Annotated in this window: 18 protein-coding genes; 4 read left to right on the top strand and 14 right to left on the bottom strand. The window is 71.8% G+C overall.

The window, feature by feature from the left end; translation table 11 throughout:
* Positions 1-136 precede the first annotated feature (136 nt).
* From ACIPPM_RS24860 to ACIPPM_RS24835, 6 genes are all read right to left on the bottom strand, one after another.
* Positions 137-1,102, bottom strand: a complete 966-nt coding sequence (locus tag ACIPPM_RS24860; protein WP_401451615.1) for a YgfZ/GcvT domain-containing protein — start codon at positions 1,100-1,102, stop codon at positions 137-139.
* A 10-nt stretch (positions 1,103-1,112) separates the two neighbouring features.
* The gene (locus ACIPPM_RS24855; RefSeq protein WP_393594665.1) at positions 1,113-1,550 is read right to left on the bottom strand and encodes a Fur family transcriptional regulator; all 438 of its coding nucleotides are present in this window, start codon (positions 1,548-1,550) and stop codon (positions 1,113-1,115) included.
* A gap of 70 nt (positions 1,551-1,620) precedes the next feature.
* A complete protein-coding gene (locus tag ACIPPM_RS24850) occupies positions 1,621-2,196 on the bottom strand; it encodes an FABP family protein (protein WP_401451613.1) in 576 nt (191 codons plus the stop codon).
* Between the two features lie 221 nt (positions 2,197-2,417).
* Positions 2,418-3,227, bottom strand: a complete 810-nt coding sequence (locus ACIPPM_RS24845) for a hypothetical protein (protein WP_401451611.1) — start codon at positions 3,225-3,227, stop codon at positions 2,418-2,420.
* Positions 3,224-3,931 (bottom strand): hypothetical protein, encoded by a 708-nt coding sequence (locus ACIPPM_RS24840; RefSeq protein ID WP_401451609.1) that lies wholly within the window; start codon positions 3,929-3,931, stop codon positions 3,224-3,226. The genes ACIPPM_RS24845 and ACIPPM_RS24840 overlap by 4 nt, the downstream gene beginning before the upstream one ends.
* Before the next feature lie 125 nt (positions 3,932-4,056).
* The gene (locus ACIPPM_RS24835) at positions 4,057-4,716 is read right to left on the bottom strand and encodes a hypothetical protein (protein WP_401451607.1); all 660 of its coding nucleotides are present in this window, start codon (positions 4,714-4,716) and stop codon (positions 4,057-4,059) included.
* A gap of 234 nt (positions 4,717-4,950) precedes the next feature.
* Between ACIPPM_RS24835 and ACIPPM_RS24830 the strand changes: the two genes are divergently transcribed.
* Complete coding sequence (locus tag ACIPPM_RS24830; RefSeq protein ID WP_401451605.1) at positions 4,951-5,313, top strand: DsrE family protein; 363 nt, start codon at positions 4,951-4,953, stop codon at positions 5,311-5,313.
* On the opposite strand, the gene ACIPPM_RS24825 is transcribed toward ACIPPM_RS24830, so the two are convergent.
* The 8 genes from ACIPPM_RS24825 to ACIPPM_RS24790 all read right to left on the bottom strand — a co-directional run bounded on the left by ACIPPM_RS24825 (position 5,310) and on the right by ACIPPM_RS24790 (position 10,466).
* The gene (locus ACIPPM_RS24825) at positions 5,310-5,573 is read right to left on the bottom strand and encodes a DUF3099 domain-containing protein (RefSeq protein WP_389005314.1); all 264 of its coding nucleotides are present in this window, start codon (positions 5,571-5,573) and stop codon (positions 5,310-5,312) included. The two genes, ACIPPM_RS24830 and ACIPPM_RS24825, sit on opposite strands and share 4 nt — an antisense overlap.
* A gap of 98 nt (positions 5,574-5,671) precedes the next feature.
* The gene (locus ACIPPM_RS24820; RefSeq protein WP_070025150.1) at positions 5,672-5,959 is read right to left on the bottom strand and encodes a DUF1416 domain-containing protein; all 288 of its coding nucleotides are present in this window, start codon (positions 5,957-5,959) and stop codon (positions 5,672-5,674) included.
* Between the two features lie 60 nt (positions 5,960-6,019).
* Complete coding sequence (locus tag ACIPPM_RS24815) at positions 6,020-6,865, bottom strand: sulfurtransferase (RefSeq protein ID WP_401451601.1); 846 nt, start codon at positions 6,863-6,865, stop codon at positions 6,020-6,022.
* A 129-nt stretch (positions 6,866-6,994) separates the two neighbouring features.
* Positions 6,995-7,075: a putative leader peptide gene (locus tag ACIPPM_RS24810; protein WP_362163317.1), complete on the bottom strand. Its 81-nt coding sequence runs from the start codon at positions 7,073-7,075 to the stop codon at positions 6,995-6,997.
* 229 nt (positions 7,076-7,304) lie between these two features.
* The gene (locus ACIPPM_RS24805) at positions 7,305-8,042 is read right to left on the bottom strand and encodes a DUF2993 domain-containing protein (protein ID WP_401451599.1); all 738 of its coding nucleotides are present in this window, start codon (positions 8,040-8,042) and stop codon (positions 7,305-7,307) included.
* A 180-nt stretch (positions 8,043-8,222) separates the two neighbouring features.
* The gene (locus ACIPPM_RS24800) at positions 8,223-9,365 is read right to left on the bottom strand and encodes a hypothetical protein (RefSeq protein WP_401451596.1); all 1,143 of its coding nucleotides are present in this window, start codon (positions 9,363-9,365) and stop codon (positions 8,223-8,225) included.
* Positions 9,301-9,555: a MoaD/ThiS family protein gene (locus tag ACIPPM_RS24795; protein ID WP_401451594.1), complete on the bottom strand. Its 255-nt coding sequence runs from the start codon at positions 9,553-9,555 to the stop codon at positions 9,301-9,303. Before ACIPPM_RS24795 ends, ACIPPM_RS24800 begins: the two co-directional genes overlap by 65 nt.
* 68 nt (positions 9,556-9,623) lie before the next feature.
* Positions 9,624-10,466 (bottom strand): alpha/beta hydrolase, encoded by an 843-nt coding sequence (locus ACIPPM_RS24790; protein ID WP_401451592.1) that lies wholly within the window; start codon positions 10,464-10,466, stop codon positions 9,624-9,626.
* A gap of 173 nt (positions 10,467-10,639) precedes the next feature.
* Here ACIPPM_RS24790 and ACIPPM_RS24785 point away from each other — a divergent pair, with 173 nt between their 5' ends.
* The 3 genes from ACIPPM_RS24785 to ACIPPM_RS24775 all read left to right on the top strand — a co-directional run bounded on the left by ACIPPM_RS24785 (position 10,640) and on the right by ACIPPM_RS24775 (position 13,733).
* Complete coding sequence (locus ACIPPM_RS24785) at positions 10,640-11,452, top strand: winged-helix domain-containing protein (protein ID WP_401451589.1); 813 nt, start codon at positions 10,640-10,642, stop codon at positions 11,450-11,452.
* A gap of 119 nt (positions 11,453-11,571) precedes the next feature.
* Entirely contained in the window at positions 11,572-12,597 is a 1,026-nt protein-coding gene (locus ACIPPM_RS24780; RefSeq protein ID WP_401451586.1) for a LacI family DNA-binding transcriptional regulator, read from the top strand.
* A gap of 101 nt (positions 12,598-12,698) precedes the next feature.
* Positions 12,699-13,733: a S1C family serine protease gene (locus ACIPPM_RS24775; protein WP_401451583.1), complete on the top strand. Its 1,035-nt coding sequence runs from the start codon at positions 12,699-12,701 to the stop codon at positions 13,731-13,733.
* The last annotated feature ends 7 nt before the right edge of the window (positions 13,734-13,740 follow it).

Below are 13,740 nucleotides of genomic sequence, written 5' to 3'. Positions count from 1 at the left end.
CGGCTGCCAGTGAGGGACTCCCCGTACCGTGCCGTTGCCCCACTCCAACAAAGTGGCTGCTGGGGGCTCTCCCCGCTTATAGAGGTTGAGATTGAGGGGGCCCACCCCCCTCAACCCGACAACGTCCAGACAAGCCCTACGGTTCGACCACCGTCTCCTGCGCCGCCGCCGTGTCTCCGGCCAGGAGCCGCGCGTCGATGGGGGTGTTGCGCTTGATGACGGCCAGGGCGACCGGGCCGAGTTCGTGGTGGCGTACGGAGGTCGTCACCACGCCGATCTTGCGGCCGTCCGGGCCGTCGTCCGCGAGGCGGATCTCGGTGCCGGGCGGGGGCAGGTGGACGTCGCTGCCGTCGAGGTGCAGGAAGACCAGGCGGCGCGGCGGCTTGCCCAGGTTCTGCACGCGGGCGACCGTCTCCTGGCCCCGGTAGCAGCCCTTCTGCAGGTGCACGGCGGTACCGATCCAGCCCAGCTCGTGCGGGATGGTGCGGTGGTCGGTCTCGAAGCCGAGGCGGGGCCGGTGCTGCTCGACCCGGAGCGCCTCGTGGGCGAGGAGCCCGGCCGCCGGACCGGAACGCGCGGCGAACTCCTCCAGCTCCTCGCGCGGCAGGAAGAGATCACGGCCGTACGGCGTCTCGCGGACCACCGCGCTCTCGGGGACCTCGGCGATGGAGCCCGCGGGCAGGTGGACCACCGCGGTGTCGGCGGTGCGGTCGGCGACCTCGACGCGGTAGAAGAACTTCATCGACTCCAGGTAGGCGATCAGCGCCTCCTGGGTGCCGGGCTCGACGTGGGCCCAGACGGTCGTGCCGTCGTCCACCAGGTACAGGGCGTGCTCGATGTGCCCGTTGGCGGAGAGGACCAGCGCCTCGGTCGCCTCCCCCACGGGAAGATCGCTCACGTGCTGGGTGAGCAGCAGGTGCAGCCAGCTCAGCCGGTCCGCGCCGGTCACGGCGACGACGCCCCGGTGGGAGAGGTCGACGAAACCGGTGCCGTCGGCGAGCGCACGCTGCTCGCGGAACAGGTCGCCGTAGTGGGCGGCGACGCCTTCGTCCACGCCCTCGGCGGGAACGGCGCCGGGCAGGGACAGCAGGGGGCTCTTCATACGGGCCAGCCTACGACGGGGTGGTGGAACTCTTCCGCGTGCAGTCCGCGCACCGGCCGAAGATCGCGAAGTGCTTCATGTCGGTGTCGAACCCGAACTGCTCGCGCAGCCGCGCGGTGAAGTCCGCGGCGACCTCGACGTCCGCCTCGATCACGTTCTCGCAGTCCCGGCACACCAGGTGCAGATGGTGGTGACGGTCGGCGAGGTGATAGGTCGGCGCACCGTGCCCGAGGTGGGCGTGGCTGACGAGCCCCAGCTCCTCCAGCAGCTCCAACGTGCGGTACACGGTGGAGATGTTGACCCCGGAGGCCGTCCTGCGGACCTCGACGAGGATGTCGTCCGGCGTCGCGTGCTCCAGCGCGTCCACGGCCTCGAGCACGAGTTGCCGCTGCGGAGTCAGCCGGTAACCGCGCTGCCTGAGATCACTCTTCCAGTCGGTGCTCACCACACTGGAAGTGTAGGGCCGCCGAGCCGGTCGTCCCGCGTGATCAGGGCGACCGGTCCGCCGGTGTGCGGGCCTACTTGAAGAACGCGATGCCGTCGTCCGGCATGTCGTCCGGGAGGTCCTTCGCCCAGCGTTCGACGTCCTCCGGGGTGACGGCCTTCTTGAGCTGGGCCGACATGTAGGGGCGCAGCTCGACCTCGGGGGTCTGCTTCTCGCCGACCCACATGATGTCGCCCTTGACGTAGCCGTACAGGCGCTTGCCGCCGGTGTACGCCGGGGACTCCGGGGTGCGGGCGACGGCGTCCGTGACCAGGTCGATCTGGGGCTTCTTGTCCGCCAGCTCGCCGTACCAGATCTCCACCACACCGTCGTCACGGGTCATCGTGACCGTGACCTTGCGCTCGGCGTCGATCCGCCAGAAGCCGGCCTCGGACTCCAGCGGGCAGACCTTGTTGCCCTCGTTGTCGAGGACCCAGGTGCGGGACTGGTACTCCAGGAAGTCCCGGCCGTCGTGGGTGAAGCTCACCTCCTGGCCGAAGTTGCACTTCTCGGAGCCGGGGAAGTCGTGGACCCCCGCGCCCGCCCAGTTGCCCAGCAGAAAGGCGAGGGGGACGAGGTCCTTGTGCAGGTCAGACGGGATCTCGATCATGAGCGGCCGTTCCTGTCGGTTCTGGGGCGTTACGTCAGCGCTGGCCCTGGTACAGCTTCTTCACGGTCAGTCCGGCGAAGGCGATCACGCCGACGCAGACCAGGACCAGCAGCAGTTCGAAGAAGATCTCCACGGGTGTGCTCCTTGAGCGGAAGTGAACGTACGACAGAGCCGCGCCCAGCTTACGCGGCCGGGGTCAGAGTCTCCTGGCGAGGTGGCCCTCAGGCGAGCAGCTCGCTCTGCAACGTCACCGTCTGCCAGAACGGCACCGCCGCCGCACCCCCCGGCCGGGACTGCGTGACCATGGCGACGGTGTCCCCGGCGGTCGCGTACGCCACCCGCGTCTGCTCCTTGCCGTACGGCTCGGTCTCGGCGAACCCGGCGAGCCAGACCTTGTCCAGCCGGGCCGCCTCCGGGAAGCCCGCGGGCTCGAAGGCGGGAGTGCCGCGCAGCGGATGCCTGGGTACCGCGTAGTTCGCGAACGAGCCCTCCGACTCCTCGGCGACCTCGGCGGTGGCGAACTGGAGCAGATCGATGCGGGTGCGCGTGCCGTCCGGGGTGGTCCAGCCGCGACTCGTCACATGCCGCAGGCCGAGGTCGGTCAGCTCCTGTCCCAGCTGGTGGCGTGCCGAACCGTCGTACTGCGCCAGGAAGTCCTTGACCGGCAGCCAGCCGTCCGCGCCGGACAGCGCCTTGTCCACCGTGGCGTTCTCCGGCGCGGGCAGCAGGAGGGCACGCAGGTCGGCGTAGTGCGTGCCCGCCCTGTTCCCGGCGGCCAGCGGTCCGGGGCTGCCGGACGGCAGCGGGGGCCTGACCAGCGCCGGGTACTCCCAGCGCCCGTCGGAGCGGGTGGCGAGACCGGGCAGGTCCGCGCGGTCCGCCCGGCTGATCCCGTACGCCGTCCCGGCCCCGGTGAGGGCGAACACGGCGAGGACGGCGGTCCAGCGCAGGGCCGCGCGCGTGCGGCGGCGGTCCTTTCCGCACCGCGCGGGCGGCAGCTCGGGCATCGGCGGGGTCTGTGACTCGGTCATACGGCCTCACCCGGTTCCTTGATGCGGTCGAACTGGGCGCGCATCATGTCGGCGGCCCCCTTCCGGTCGAGCGGCGCGGCGCCCTCGATCCAGGCGTTGACGCCGATGTCTCCGACGTAGCCGGAGCACGACATCACCTCGAGCTTCTCCCCCTCGACGGCCGGCGACAGGAAGCACGCGGCGTGGTCCTCGTGCCCCTTGATCGCGGGCCCCTTGCGGAAGACCTTCATGGTGTCGAGGAACTCCTGCTGGGCGTGGTTGCGCGAGCGGAGGGTCTTCTGGTCCGCCCGGGTCAGCAGCATCTCCACGGTGAAGGCGTCGGAGTCCTCGCCGACCCAGGCCGTGCTCGTGTAACTGCGCATCGCCATGCCCTTGACCGGGTTCTTCTCGTACTGCCGTTCCAGCCGGAGCCGTTGGGTCCGGGGCAGGCTCCGGAGGGACTGGCGCAGGAGGTCGGACGTCTGCCGTCCGGTCAGCTCGGTGTCCGAGCCGAACCTGTCCAGGTCCGGGCCCCGGACGTACCGCTCCTCACCGAAGGGCAGGAGCAGCGCGCGCAGCCCGGACTGCTTCTCCTGAGCCGGCTTCTCCTTCGCGGCCTCCGGCAGCCGCCAGGCGGGCGCGCCCGGCGAGCGGTCGGCCCCGTGCACCACGGCGGCGGTGCAGCCGATCCCCGCGAGGGTGGCGAGAGCGAGTGCGGCGCCCACGATCGCGGTGGTGCGGCGGGGGCGGGCAGGCCTGCTCGCAACGTCAGTGCTCGGGGCGTCAGTGCCCGCAGCGTCGGTGCCCGCAACGTCGGCGCTCACGGCGTCGGTGCTCACGGCGTCAGTGCTCACAACCGCTCCATCTGCTGTCGTGCCAGCTCGCGGACCCTGGCCGGCGGGATCGGCTTGGTGCCGAAGACCCACATCTCCATGACGATGTCCCCGCGCCAGGCATGTGCCTCGGCCTGGTAGCCGGGGCCGAAGCGGCTGTCGGGCCGGTCGTGGACGAAGAACTCGCCGTCGCCCGTGCCCGGCACGGGCCAGCTCCGGGTGTGGGCGTCATCGGCGGCCCAGATACGGGCATCGGCGGCCCGGTCGATGGCGGCCCGTGTCTCCACCTGGCGGAACTGGACCAGGCGGATCTCCACGGTGCGGTCACCGGACTCGACCCAGCCGGTGACCGCGGCGCGTCGGAACTCGTCGCCGAGGAGATCGCGGAAGGCCCCGTCCGGCTCGGTGTACAGGTCCGCGTAGGCGCTGAGGTCCAGCCAGCCGTCGTCGCTGTCGATGGCCGGATTCGCGCGGGTGCCGTCCGGCCTCTTCAGCAGCAGCTTGCGCAGATCGCCGTCCATCTTGACCTGGTGGTCCTGGGCGGCGGACAACGGCGCGGGGCCGTTGCCCGCGGCCTGCGCCAGGGTCGGCTGGGAGAGCGAGGGCAGCTTGTCCGGCGTGCGGCCGGCCTGGACGAGATACCCGGCGCAGGTCCCGGCGACCAGCCCGAGCACCACGGCCAGGGCCAGCCGCCGCGCGGTACGCCCCCTCCGGCGCGGCGCCGGCGCGGGCGCGGCCCCGGGTGGCTCGGACGTCCCGGGTGGCTCGGATACCGCTCTTTCCGGGCTTTCAGTGGTGCTCAACGTGTCGTCCCCCCACAGGACTGGAAAGCACGGACTCCGTCATCCGCGCCCCCCACCAGACTCATGGCATGTTCATGTAGTTGCAGGGCCCCGGATTACGATTCGGTCATGGCGAACAAGCTCGTGATCAAGGTGACCTCCGGCGCCGACGCCCCGGAGCGGTGCTCGCAGGCGTTCACGGTGGCCGCGGTGGCCGTGGCCAGTGGGGTCGAGGTCTCGGTGTGGCTGACCGGGGAGTCGGCGTGGTTCGCGCTGCCGGGGCGGGCGGCGGAGTTCGAGCTGCCGCACGCGGCACCGCTGCAGGACCTGCTGGAGTCGGTGCTGACGGCCGGGCGGGTCACGCTGTGCACGCAGTGCGCGGTACGGCGGGACATCGGCGAGGGCGACGTCCTGGAGGGCGTACGGATCGCCGGGGCGCAGGTCTTCGTGCAGGAGGTCATGGCGGACGGCACCCAGGCCCTCGTCTACTAGGAGCGCGGGGGTTTCTTGCCGTCCAGCTCGTCCCACCACTCGTCGGACTGCTTGTCCCCGGATGGGGAGTCCCACCAGCGGTCCTCCGGGCCCCGCCGGTTGGCGACCATCGCGGCCACCGGCGGGATCACCATGGCGAACAGGCACATGCCGACCGCGGCCGGGACGGACCAGATCCGGACCACGGCCCAGGCGAGGACGAAGAGGACGACGCAGACCCCCATCATCACGAAGTACCAGCGACGCCGCCGTGCGTACATGTGTCCAGAGTAGGGCCGGACAGCCGGAAGGGCCGCGCCCCAGGCGTCCAACCCGGTGGGCGCGGCCCCAGCTCCGGCCGCTCGACTCCGCGTACGCCTCAGACGGCGATGGCGACCTCGGCCAGACCGCCCTGCTGGGCGACGACCGTGCGGTCGGCGGTGCCGCCGGGCACCAGGGCGCGTACCGTCCACGTGCCCTCGGCCGCGTAGAAGCGGAACTGGCCCGTGGCGGAGGTGGGGACCTCCGCGGTGAACTCGCCCGTCGAGTCCAGCAGGCGGACGTAGCCCGTCACCGGCTCGCCGTCCCGCGTCACCTGCCCCTGGATGGTGGTCTCACCGGGCTTGATCGCCGAGGCGTCCGGGCCGCCTGCCTTCGCTCCGCACATGTCTTTCTCCGTAAGAGGTCTGACCAGAAGACCAGAAGGTCGGAAGGTCGGTCGGGTTGCTTACTTGGCCGCGCCCAGCTCGATCGGCACGCCGACCAGCGAGCCGTACTCGGTCCAGGAACCGTCGTAGTTCTTGACGTTCTCCACGCCCAGCAGCTCGTGCAGCACGAACCAGGTGAGCGCGGAGCGCTCGCCGATGCGGCAGTAGGCGATGGTGTCCTTGGCGAGGTCGACGTCCTCCGCCGCGTACAGCTCCTTCAGTTCCTCGTCGGACTTGAAGGTGCCGTCGTCGTTGGCGTTCTTCGACCACGGGATGTTGCGGGCGCTGGGCACGTGGCCGGGGCGCTGCGACTGCTCCTGCGGGAGGTGGGCCGGGGCGAGCAGCTTGCCGGAGAACTCGTCGGGCGAGCGCACGTCGACCAGGTTCTGGCTGCCGATCGCGGCCACCACGTCGTCACGGAAGGCACGGATCGCGGTGTTCTGCGGCTTGGCCTGGTACTCGGTCTTGGCGCGCTCGGGCACCTCGTCGCCGGGGACCAGCTCGCGGGCGTCCAGCTCCCACTTCTTGCGGCCGCCGTCGAGGAGCTTGACGTTGTCGTGGCCGTACAGCTTGAAGTACCAGTACGCGTACGAGGCGAACCAGTTGTTGTTGCCGCCGTAGAGGACGACCAGGGTGTCGTTGCCGATGCCCTTGTCCGAGAGGAGCTTCTCGAAGCCCTCCTGGTCGATGAAGTCACGGCGGACCGGGTCCTGGAGGTCCTTGGTCCAGTCGACGCGGATGGCGCCGCGGATGTGGTTCTTCTCGTAGGCGGACGTGTCCTCGTCCACCTCCACGAGGGCGATGGTCGGGTCGTCGAGGTGCTCCTGCACCCAGTCGGCGTCGACCAGGACGTCGCTGCGGCTCATGCTTTTCTCCTCCGGGGCAGTCACGGTGGCGTGCGGTGAGAGGGGTGGCCGCGCGCATACGGGCGCGACGGCACACGAGTGCCCTTCCAGCAGGGCGGCCGGGAGATGCGGGAGTGCGGTGACTTCCGCTCAGAAGGGGCGACAGAGCATGGCGGAGACGCGGCACAGGTCCACTGCCCGCCGCTTCGTGAGATCCGCCTGTCGCTTCATGCCGTCGATCGTAAGGAGGTCCGGGCGCACGTGTCACCGGCGTGTCATATAGCGAGACACGATCGTCCGCATCCTGGTCCGCGCACACATGCCCCGGGACGCGGAAAGCGCCCTCGGGCCCGGAATCCGGGCCGTCGGGCGCTTCCGTCGGTCTTCACGTCCGCCGCACAACCGCGTCACGGACAACGCGTCTCGCCAGTCGGACAGGCGTACGAGGCTCGCGCGGGTCCTACCCGCCCAGCTTCAGGTTCGAACCCGTCACGCCGATCTCCACACCGTCCGCCGTGGCCCGCACGCTGTCCACCGCGATACCGCCCGGCAGCTGGTCCAGGGCCTGCTGGAAGTCGGTGATCTGGCGGAAGGTGCCGTCGGCCAGGTTGGCGCCCGCGATGACCGGCAGGGCGTCCGCGTGCACCGAGACCTTGCCGCCCTTGACGTCGACCGAGCTGAGCACCGGGAAGGTCCGCTCGATGCCGAGCGCCGGGATGCCGAGCTTCACCGAGACCTTGATCTTGCCGTTGCCGCCGTCCCCGAGGCCGGTGATCTGGGCCGTGATGCCGGGCGCCAGTTCGGTCGGCTCGGTCTTGGCGGCCTTCATCAGCTGGTCGTAGGCGATGGTGGCGGACCCGGTGCCGCTCGCGGCGGTCGCCGAGGAGTAGTCGCTGGAGAACTTCACGTCCTTCAGGTCGGCCTTCAGGTCGTCGACGCGGATCACCCGGCCCTCGGTGCCGGTCGGCGCCGAGTAGTCCTTGATGCCGAGGCCCACGTCGTCCAGCGAACCGCCCGCGACCTGGGTGAGGAACGGGAAGCCCTTGATGTCCACGTCCGGCGTCGAGGCGAGGTTCTCCCGCGCCCGCATCCGGTCCGCGACCTCACCCTCGGCGAAATGCACCGCGACCCGGTCCGCGAGCACGAAGAGCCCGCCCAGGATCACGACGAGAATCAGGAGTATTCGCAGGGCCCGCATGTTCTCCCCAGAGGTCGGCGGCTCGGTTCCGGCGCCGCCACCGTAGCCCCGCCGGGACCGGCCGGGCGGAAATTGTGGATCACCTGTGACGGGCCCGCGCCGGACTGCGGCTTTTCCCGCTTTTACCCCACCACTTTCCGGAAACCCCGGCCGGAAACAGCCCCCGGCCGGGTACGCCGGTCAGCCGAAGGCGCGGCCCAGCAGCCAGACCGCCGGGGCCGCCGCCGCGAGGGGCAGGGCGACGCCCGCGGTGAAGTGGACGAAGCGGGAGGGGTAGTCGTAACTGGCGACCCGGTGGCCGATGAGCGCGCAGACCGCCGCGCCCGCGCCGAGGGCCGCGCCGCCCGTGCCCAGGCCGGTCAGGTTGCCGACCGCGAGGCCGGTGCCCGCCGCCGCGAGCAGCGAGACGACGACCGAGACCGGGGTCGGCAGGGGCAGCGCGCGGGCCAGGACGGCGACCGCGACCGCCGCCGCGCCGACCGACACCGCGTGCGCGGAGGCGCCCAGGAAGCCGGTGGCGAGGATGGCGAGCGCCGAGGAGGCGACGGTGGCCATCAGGCCGTACATCCGCTCGTCCGGCGAGGCGTGCGAGCGGAGCTGGAGGACCAGGGCCAGCAGGACCCAGATGCCGAGCGGGCCGAGGATCGCGGCCGGGGCGTGCGCACGGCCCGCCGCCAGCACCGCCGCGTCGGCGACCAGGCCGCCGAGGAAGGCCAGCGCGATGCCCTGCCGGGCGGGCCACATGCCGTTCAGCCGGAACCAGCCCGCGGCCGTCACGGCCTGGAGCAGCACCAGCGGCACCACCAGGGCGTACGAGCCCAGCGGCGCGGCCACCGCGAGGAGGACGCCGAGCAGGGCGGTGAGCGCGGCGGGCTGGATGCCGGGCTCGATGACCGGCGAGCGGCCCTCCAGGCGGGCCCGCTGGGCGTCGGTGATCCGGGCGTTCCCGGCGAGGGTGGCGGGACCGAAAGCGGGCTCGGCCTCCTGCTCCGGCGCGGGGGCCTGCTCCGGCTGGGGCGCGGGGGCCTGCTGGTACGGCTGCTCGGCCACCGGCATCCGCGCGTGGTTCTGGGTGTCCCAGGTCTGCCCCTGCCACTGCTGGGCGGGCGCCTGCTGGGTCCCGTAGGGGTCGGCGTAGGGGTTCGGGTACTGCGGCTGCCCGGGGGGCGGGGCCCACTCGCCCGGTGTCCGCTGCTGCCCGTAGGGGTCGTACCCCGAGTAGGGGCCGCCCTCGTACGACTGCTGGTCGCTCAACGCCTCATCCTCCTGCGAACGGCGGGAGCACCTCGACCGTGCCGCCCTCGGCCAGCCGTACCGTCTCATGCGCGCGGGTCCCGACGGGAGCGCCGTCGACGAGGAACGCGCACCTCTGGAGTACGCGGGTGAGTTCGCCGGGATGCCGTTCGCGCACCGCGGCCAGCGCCTCGGCCAGCGAGTCGGCGTCGAACGGTTCGTCGGCGATCCCGGCCGCGGCCTTCGCGGCGGCCCAGTAGCGCACCGTGACCTTGGGCATCTCGTTCCTCATCGGACGGCGGGAAAGAACAGACAAAGACAGAACAAACAAAGACGGTGCCGCCCAGGCTAGTCCGTCCCCCGCCCGGTGCGCGCCCGCGCCCAGCGGCCGATCCGGGCCAGCAGCTCGTCACCGGCCGCGTTCTCGGCGTGGCCCATGCCCGGTTCCAGCCAGAGTTCGCCCGCCGCACCGGCCGCGTCCACGAGCATCCGGGGGTGGTCGAGCGGGAAGTAGCCGTCGCTGTCGCCGTGCACCACCAGCAGCGGCACCGGTGCCAGCCGGGCGGCCGCCTCGACGGGCGAGAGCGGGACGGGGTCCCAGTCGCGGTGGTGGATACGGGTGCGGAAGCCGTACCGGCCGACCAGGCGGCCCGAGGGGCGGGTGACCAGCCAGTGCAGGCGGCGCATCGGCGCGGTGCCCCGGTAGTACCAGCGGGCGGGCGAGCTGACCGAGACCACCGCGTCGACCGTGCCGGGGTTCAGCGCCGCGTGCCGCAGCACCACCGAGCCGCCCATGGAGAAGCCGACGCTCACCACGCGCGCGTGCCCGAAGCCGCGCGCCCACTCCACGGCCGCCGCCAGGTCCAGCACCTCGCGGTCGCCCACCGTGGAGCGCCCGCCGGAGGCGCCGTGGCCCCGGAAGGAGAAGGTCACCACCGCCCCGTACGCGGCCAGCGCGCGGGCCACCCGGCGCACGTGCGGCCGGTCCACGTCCCCGGTGAAGCCGTGCGCGACCACGAAGACCACATCGGCCGGGGCCGTTTCGTATACGGCGGGGCCGGGATCGTATACGGAATCCACCGGAATTCCGTCGGCCGTACGCAGAAAAGTCCGGACAGTGGTGTCTTGGCCCGTCTCGGAATTCGGACGAATGGTGGAACGTGGCGCATGACCCGCCGGACGGTTGCTCATGTGGGCTATTCTGCTGGGCAGAGGACTCGGGCAGCGAAGCCCCCGGGTCCTTTTGTGCTTTCGGACGCGTTGTATACGAGGCGGGCGTGCCGCCGGTATACGGGGCCGACGGGAACGCAGAGCATGTACCGCACCGGATACGTCCTCGCAGGGACCGAGGAGGAACCAGACGTATGAGTTCTCTGCTGCTCCTGACCAACGCCCTCCAGCCGTCGACGGAGGTGCTCCCCGCGCTCGGCCTGCTGCTGCACAGCGTGCGGGTCGCCCCGGCGGAGGGTCCCGCTCTCGTCGACACCCCCGGCGCCGACGTCATCCTCGTCGACGGCCGCCGCGACCTCCCCCAGGTGCGCAGCCTGTGTCAGTTGCTGCGCTCCACCGGACCGGGCTGTCCGCTCGTCCTGGTGGTCACCGAGGGCGGCCTCGCCGCCGTCACCGCCGACTGGGGCATCGACGACGTACTGCTCGACACCGCGGGCCCGGCCGAGGTCGAGGCCCGGCTCCGGCTCGCCATGGGCCGCCAGCAGCTCGTCGGCGACGACTCCCCCATGGAGATCCGCAACGGCGACCTCTCCGTGGACGAGGCCACCTACTCCGCGAAGCTCAAGGGCCGGGTGCTCGACCTGACCTTCAAGGAGTTCGAGCTGCTGAAGTACCTGGCCCAGCACCCCGGCCGCGTCTTCACCCGCGCCCAGCTCCTCCAGGAGGTCTGGGGCTACGACTACTTCGGCGGCACCCGCACCGTGGACGTGCACGTACGGCGGCTGCGGGCCAAGCTCGGCCCGGAGCACGAGTCGCTGATCGGCACCGTCCGCAATGTGGGATACCGCTTCGTCACCCCGGAGAAGCCCGACCGGGCCGCCGATGAGGCCAAGCGGGCCGAGGCCAAGCGGGCGGAGGCCGGGCGGGCCGCGTCCGGCCGGGCAAAGGGGGCCGAAGGGGACACCTCCGCGGTCCGCGAGGGCAGCGGGGTCACGGCGGAGGCTTAGAGCGGCTCCGGCCGGGGTAGTGCGAGGGCATCCCCGGCCGCCGTCGGCCCCGGTACCGACCCGGTATCCGCACCACGTATGCCCTGCCCAGAGCGGGTCGATCCGCGTAGACTCCGCGCGTGGCGAAGGTGACTCGGGATGATGTGGCACGGCTGGCGGGTACCTCCACCGCCGTGGTCAGTTATGTCATCAACAACGGACCCCGGCCGGTCGCCCCGGCCACGCGCGAGCGTGTCCTCGCGGCGATCAACGAGCTGGGGTACCGCCCGGACCGGGTGGCCCAGGCGATGGCCTCGCGCCGTACCGACCTGATAGGTCTGATCATCCCGGACGCCCGCCAGCCCTTCTTCGGGGAGATGGCGCACGCGGTCGAACAGGCCGCCTCCGAGCGCGGGAAGATGGTCCTGGTCGGCAACACCGACTACATCGCCGAGCGCGAGGTCCACTATCTGCGGGCCTTCCTCGGCATGCGGGTCTCCGGTCTCATCCTCGTCTCGCACGCGCTGAACGACCAGGCCGCCGCCGAGATCGAGGCGTGGGACGCCCGCGTGGTGCTGCTGCACGAGCGCCCGGAGGCCATCGACGACGTCGCCGTCACCACCGACGACCTGGGCGGCGCCCAGCTCGCCGTCCGCCATCTGCTGGAGCACGGCCACGACTACGTGGCCTGCATGGGCGGCACCGCCGACACCCCGGCCGTGGGCGACCCGGTCTCCGACCACGTGGAGGGCTGGCGCCGGGCGATGGCCGAGGCGGGCCTGTCCACCGAGGGCCGCCTCTTCGAGGCCGCGTACAACCGCTACGATGCCTACCGGGTCGCGCTGGAGATCCTCGCCGGGCCGCACAGACCGCCCGCGATCTTCTGCTCCACCGACGACCAGGCCATCGGAGTGCTGCGGGCCGCCCGCGAGCTGCGCCTCGACGTGCCGGGCGAGCTGGCGGTGGCCGGGTTCGACGACATCAAGGAGGCGGGTCTCGCCGACCCGCCGCTGACCACGGTGGCCTCCGACCGCCCGGCGATGGCCCGCGCGGCCGTCGACCTCGTCCTGGACGACGGCCTGCGCGTGGCGGGCTCCCGCCGGGAGCGGCTGAAGACCTTCCCGTCCCGCCTCCAGGTCCGCGCCAGCTGCGGTTGCGCGGGCTGAAATCGCAGGTCAGCGAGGTCTCATCGGAACCGAAGGTGGTTCTGCCGGGGTTCTCAGGCGGGCCTCAGGAAGCTCTCATGGTCGCGGGACATGCTCCTCGTATGACCGAGACCACGCGCCGCACCGGCGGCCACGAGTACGAGCATCCGCAGGGAACCCCCGCACCGCCGTACGCGGCTCCCCACGCGGCTGACGTGCACCCCGAGTGGCCGCCGCCGCCCGCCCACGCACCCACCGTCGGCAGCGGGTCCGGGCGGCGGCGCAAGCGTCCCGGTGGTCCGGTCACGCTGCTCGCGGCGGTCGCGCTGGTCGCGGCCGCGGTCGGCGGAGGCACCGCCTACGCCTTCCAGCAGCTCACCGGGCACGACACCACCGCCACCGACACGGCCACCCCGGTGGTCGCGGCGGGCAAGAAGGGCGACGTGGCGAACATCGCCGCCGCGCTCACCCCGAGCGTCGTCGAGGTCAACGCGACCCTCGCAAACGGCTCGTCCACCGGCTCCGGCGTGATCGTCAGCAGTGCGGGCGAGATCGTCACCAACAACCACGTCGTCTCCGGCGCCTCCTCGGTGAAGGTGCGCACCAGCGACGGCACCAGCCGCACCGCCCGCGTGGTCGGCACCGACAGCTCCAAGGACCTGGCGCTGCTGAAGATAGAGGGCGCCTCGGGGCTCAAGGCGGCGCCGCTCGGCACCTCCTCGGGCGTCCAGGTCGGTGACACGGTCGTGGCGATCGGCTCCCCCGAGGGGCTGACCTCCACCGTGACCAGCGGCATCGTCTCCGCGCTCGACCGGGACGTGACGGTGTCCACCGACGAGAGCCAGAGCAGCCAGGGACAGAACGGCGACGAGCAGTGGCCGTTCCAGTTCGGCGGCCGTGAGTTCAACGGCGACACCGGCTCCGCCACCACCACCTACAAGGCCATCCAGACCGACGCCTCGCTCAACCCCGGCAACTCCGGCGGCGCCCTCATCGACGCCTCCGGCCGGGTGATCGGGATCAACTCCGCCATGTACTCCTCGGGTTCCCAGGCTTCCTCGTCCACGGACGCGGGCAGCATCGGGCTCGGCTTCGCCATCCCGGTCGACACCGTCAAGGCCGACCTCGCGAAGCTGCGGGCGGGTTCCACCAGCTGAAGGCTCC

The organism is Streptomyces sp. NPDC090119 (assembly GCF_044747085.1).
Lineage (GTDB): Bacteria > Actinomycetota > Actinomycetes > Streptomycetales > Streptomycetaceae > Streptomyces.
This window is presented reverse-complemented; position numbering and strand designations above follow the sequence as displayed.

Bases quoted from the DNA above. Each gene is read 5' to 3' on its own strand.
- ACIPPM_RS24800 (WP_401451596.1), bottom strand. From the start codon at position 9,365: ATGAGACGGTACGGCTGGCCGAGGGCGGCACGGTCGAGGTGCTCCCGC.
- ACIPPM_RS24830 (WP_401451605.1), top strand. From the start codon at position 4,951: ATGGCGAACAAGCTCGTGATCAAGGTGACCTCCGGCGCCGACGCCCCG.
- ACIPPM_RS24785 (WP_401451589.1), top strand. From the start codon at position 10,640: ATGAGTTCTCTGCTGCTCCTGACCAACGCCCTCCAGCCGTCGACGGAG.
- ACIPPM_RS24845 (WP_401451611.1), bottom strand. From the start codon at position 3,227: ATGACCGAGTCACAGACCCCGCCGATGCCCGAGCTGCCGCCCGCGCGG.
- ACIPPM_RS24795 (WP_401451594.1), bottom strand. From the start codon at position 9,555: ATGCCCAAGGTCACGGTGCGCTACTGGGCCGCCGCGAAGGCCGCGGCC.
- ACIPPM_RS24815 (WP_401451601.1), bottom strand. From the start codon at position 6,865: ATGAGCCGCAGCGACGTCCTGGTCGACGCCGACTGGGTGCAGGAGCAC.
- ACIPPM_RS24805 (WP_401451599.1), bottom strand. From the start codon at position 8,042: ATGCGGGCCCTGCGAATACTCCTGATTCTCGTCGTGATCCTGGGCGGG.
- ACIPPM_RS24850 (WP_401451613.1), bottom strand. From the start codon at position 2,196: ATGATCGAGATCCCGTCTGACCTGCACAAGGACCTCGTCCCCCTCGCC.
- ACIPPM_RS24860 (WP_401451615.1), bottom strand. From the start codon at position 1,102: ATGAAGAGCCCCCTGCTGTCCCTGCCCGGCGCCGTTCCCGCCGAGGGC.
- ACIPPM_RS24810 (WP_362163317.1), bottom strand. From the start codon at position 7,075: ATGAAGCGACAGGCGGATCTCACGAAGCGGCGGGCAGTGGACCTGTGC.
- ACIPPM_RS24790 (WP_401451592.1), bottom strand. From the start codon at position 10,466: ATGAGCAACCGTCCGGCGGGTCATGCGCCACGTTCCACCATTCGTCCG.
- ACIPPM_RS24775 (WP_401451583.1), top strand. From the start codon at position 12,699: ATGACCGAGACCACGCGCCGCACCGGCGGCCACGAGTACGAGCATCCG.
- ACIPPM_RS24825 (WP_389005314.1), bottom strand. From the start codon at position 5,573: ATGTACGCACGGCGGCGTCGCTGGTACTTCGTGATGATGGGGGTCTGC.
- ACIPPM_RS24820 (WP_070025150.1), bottom strand. From the start codon at position 5,959: ATGTGCGGAGCGAAGGCAGGCGGCCCGGACGCCTCGGCGATCAAGCCC.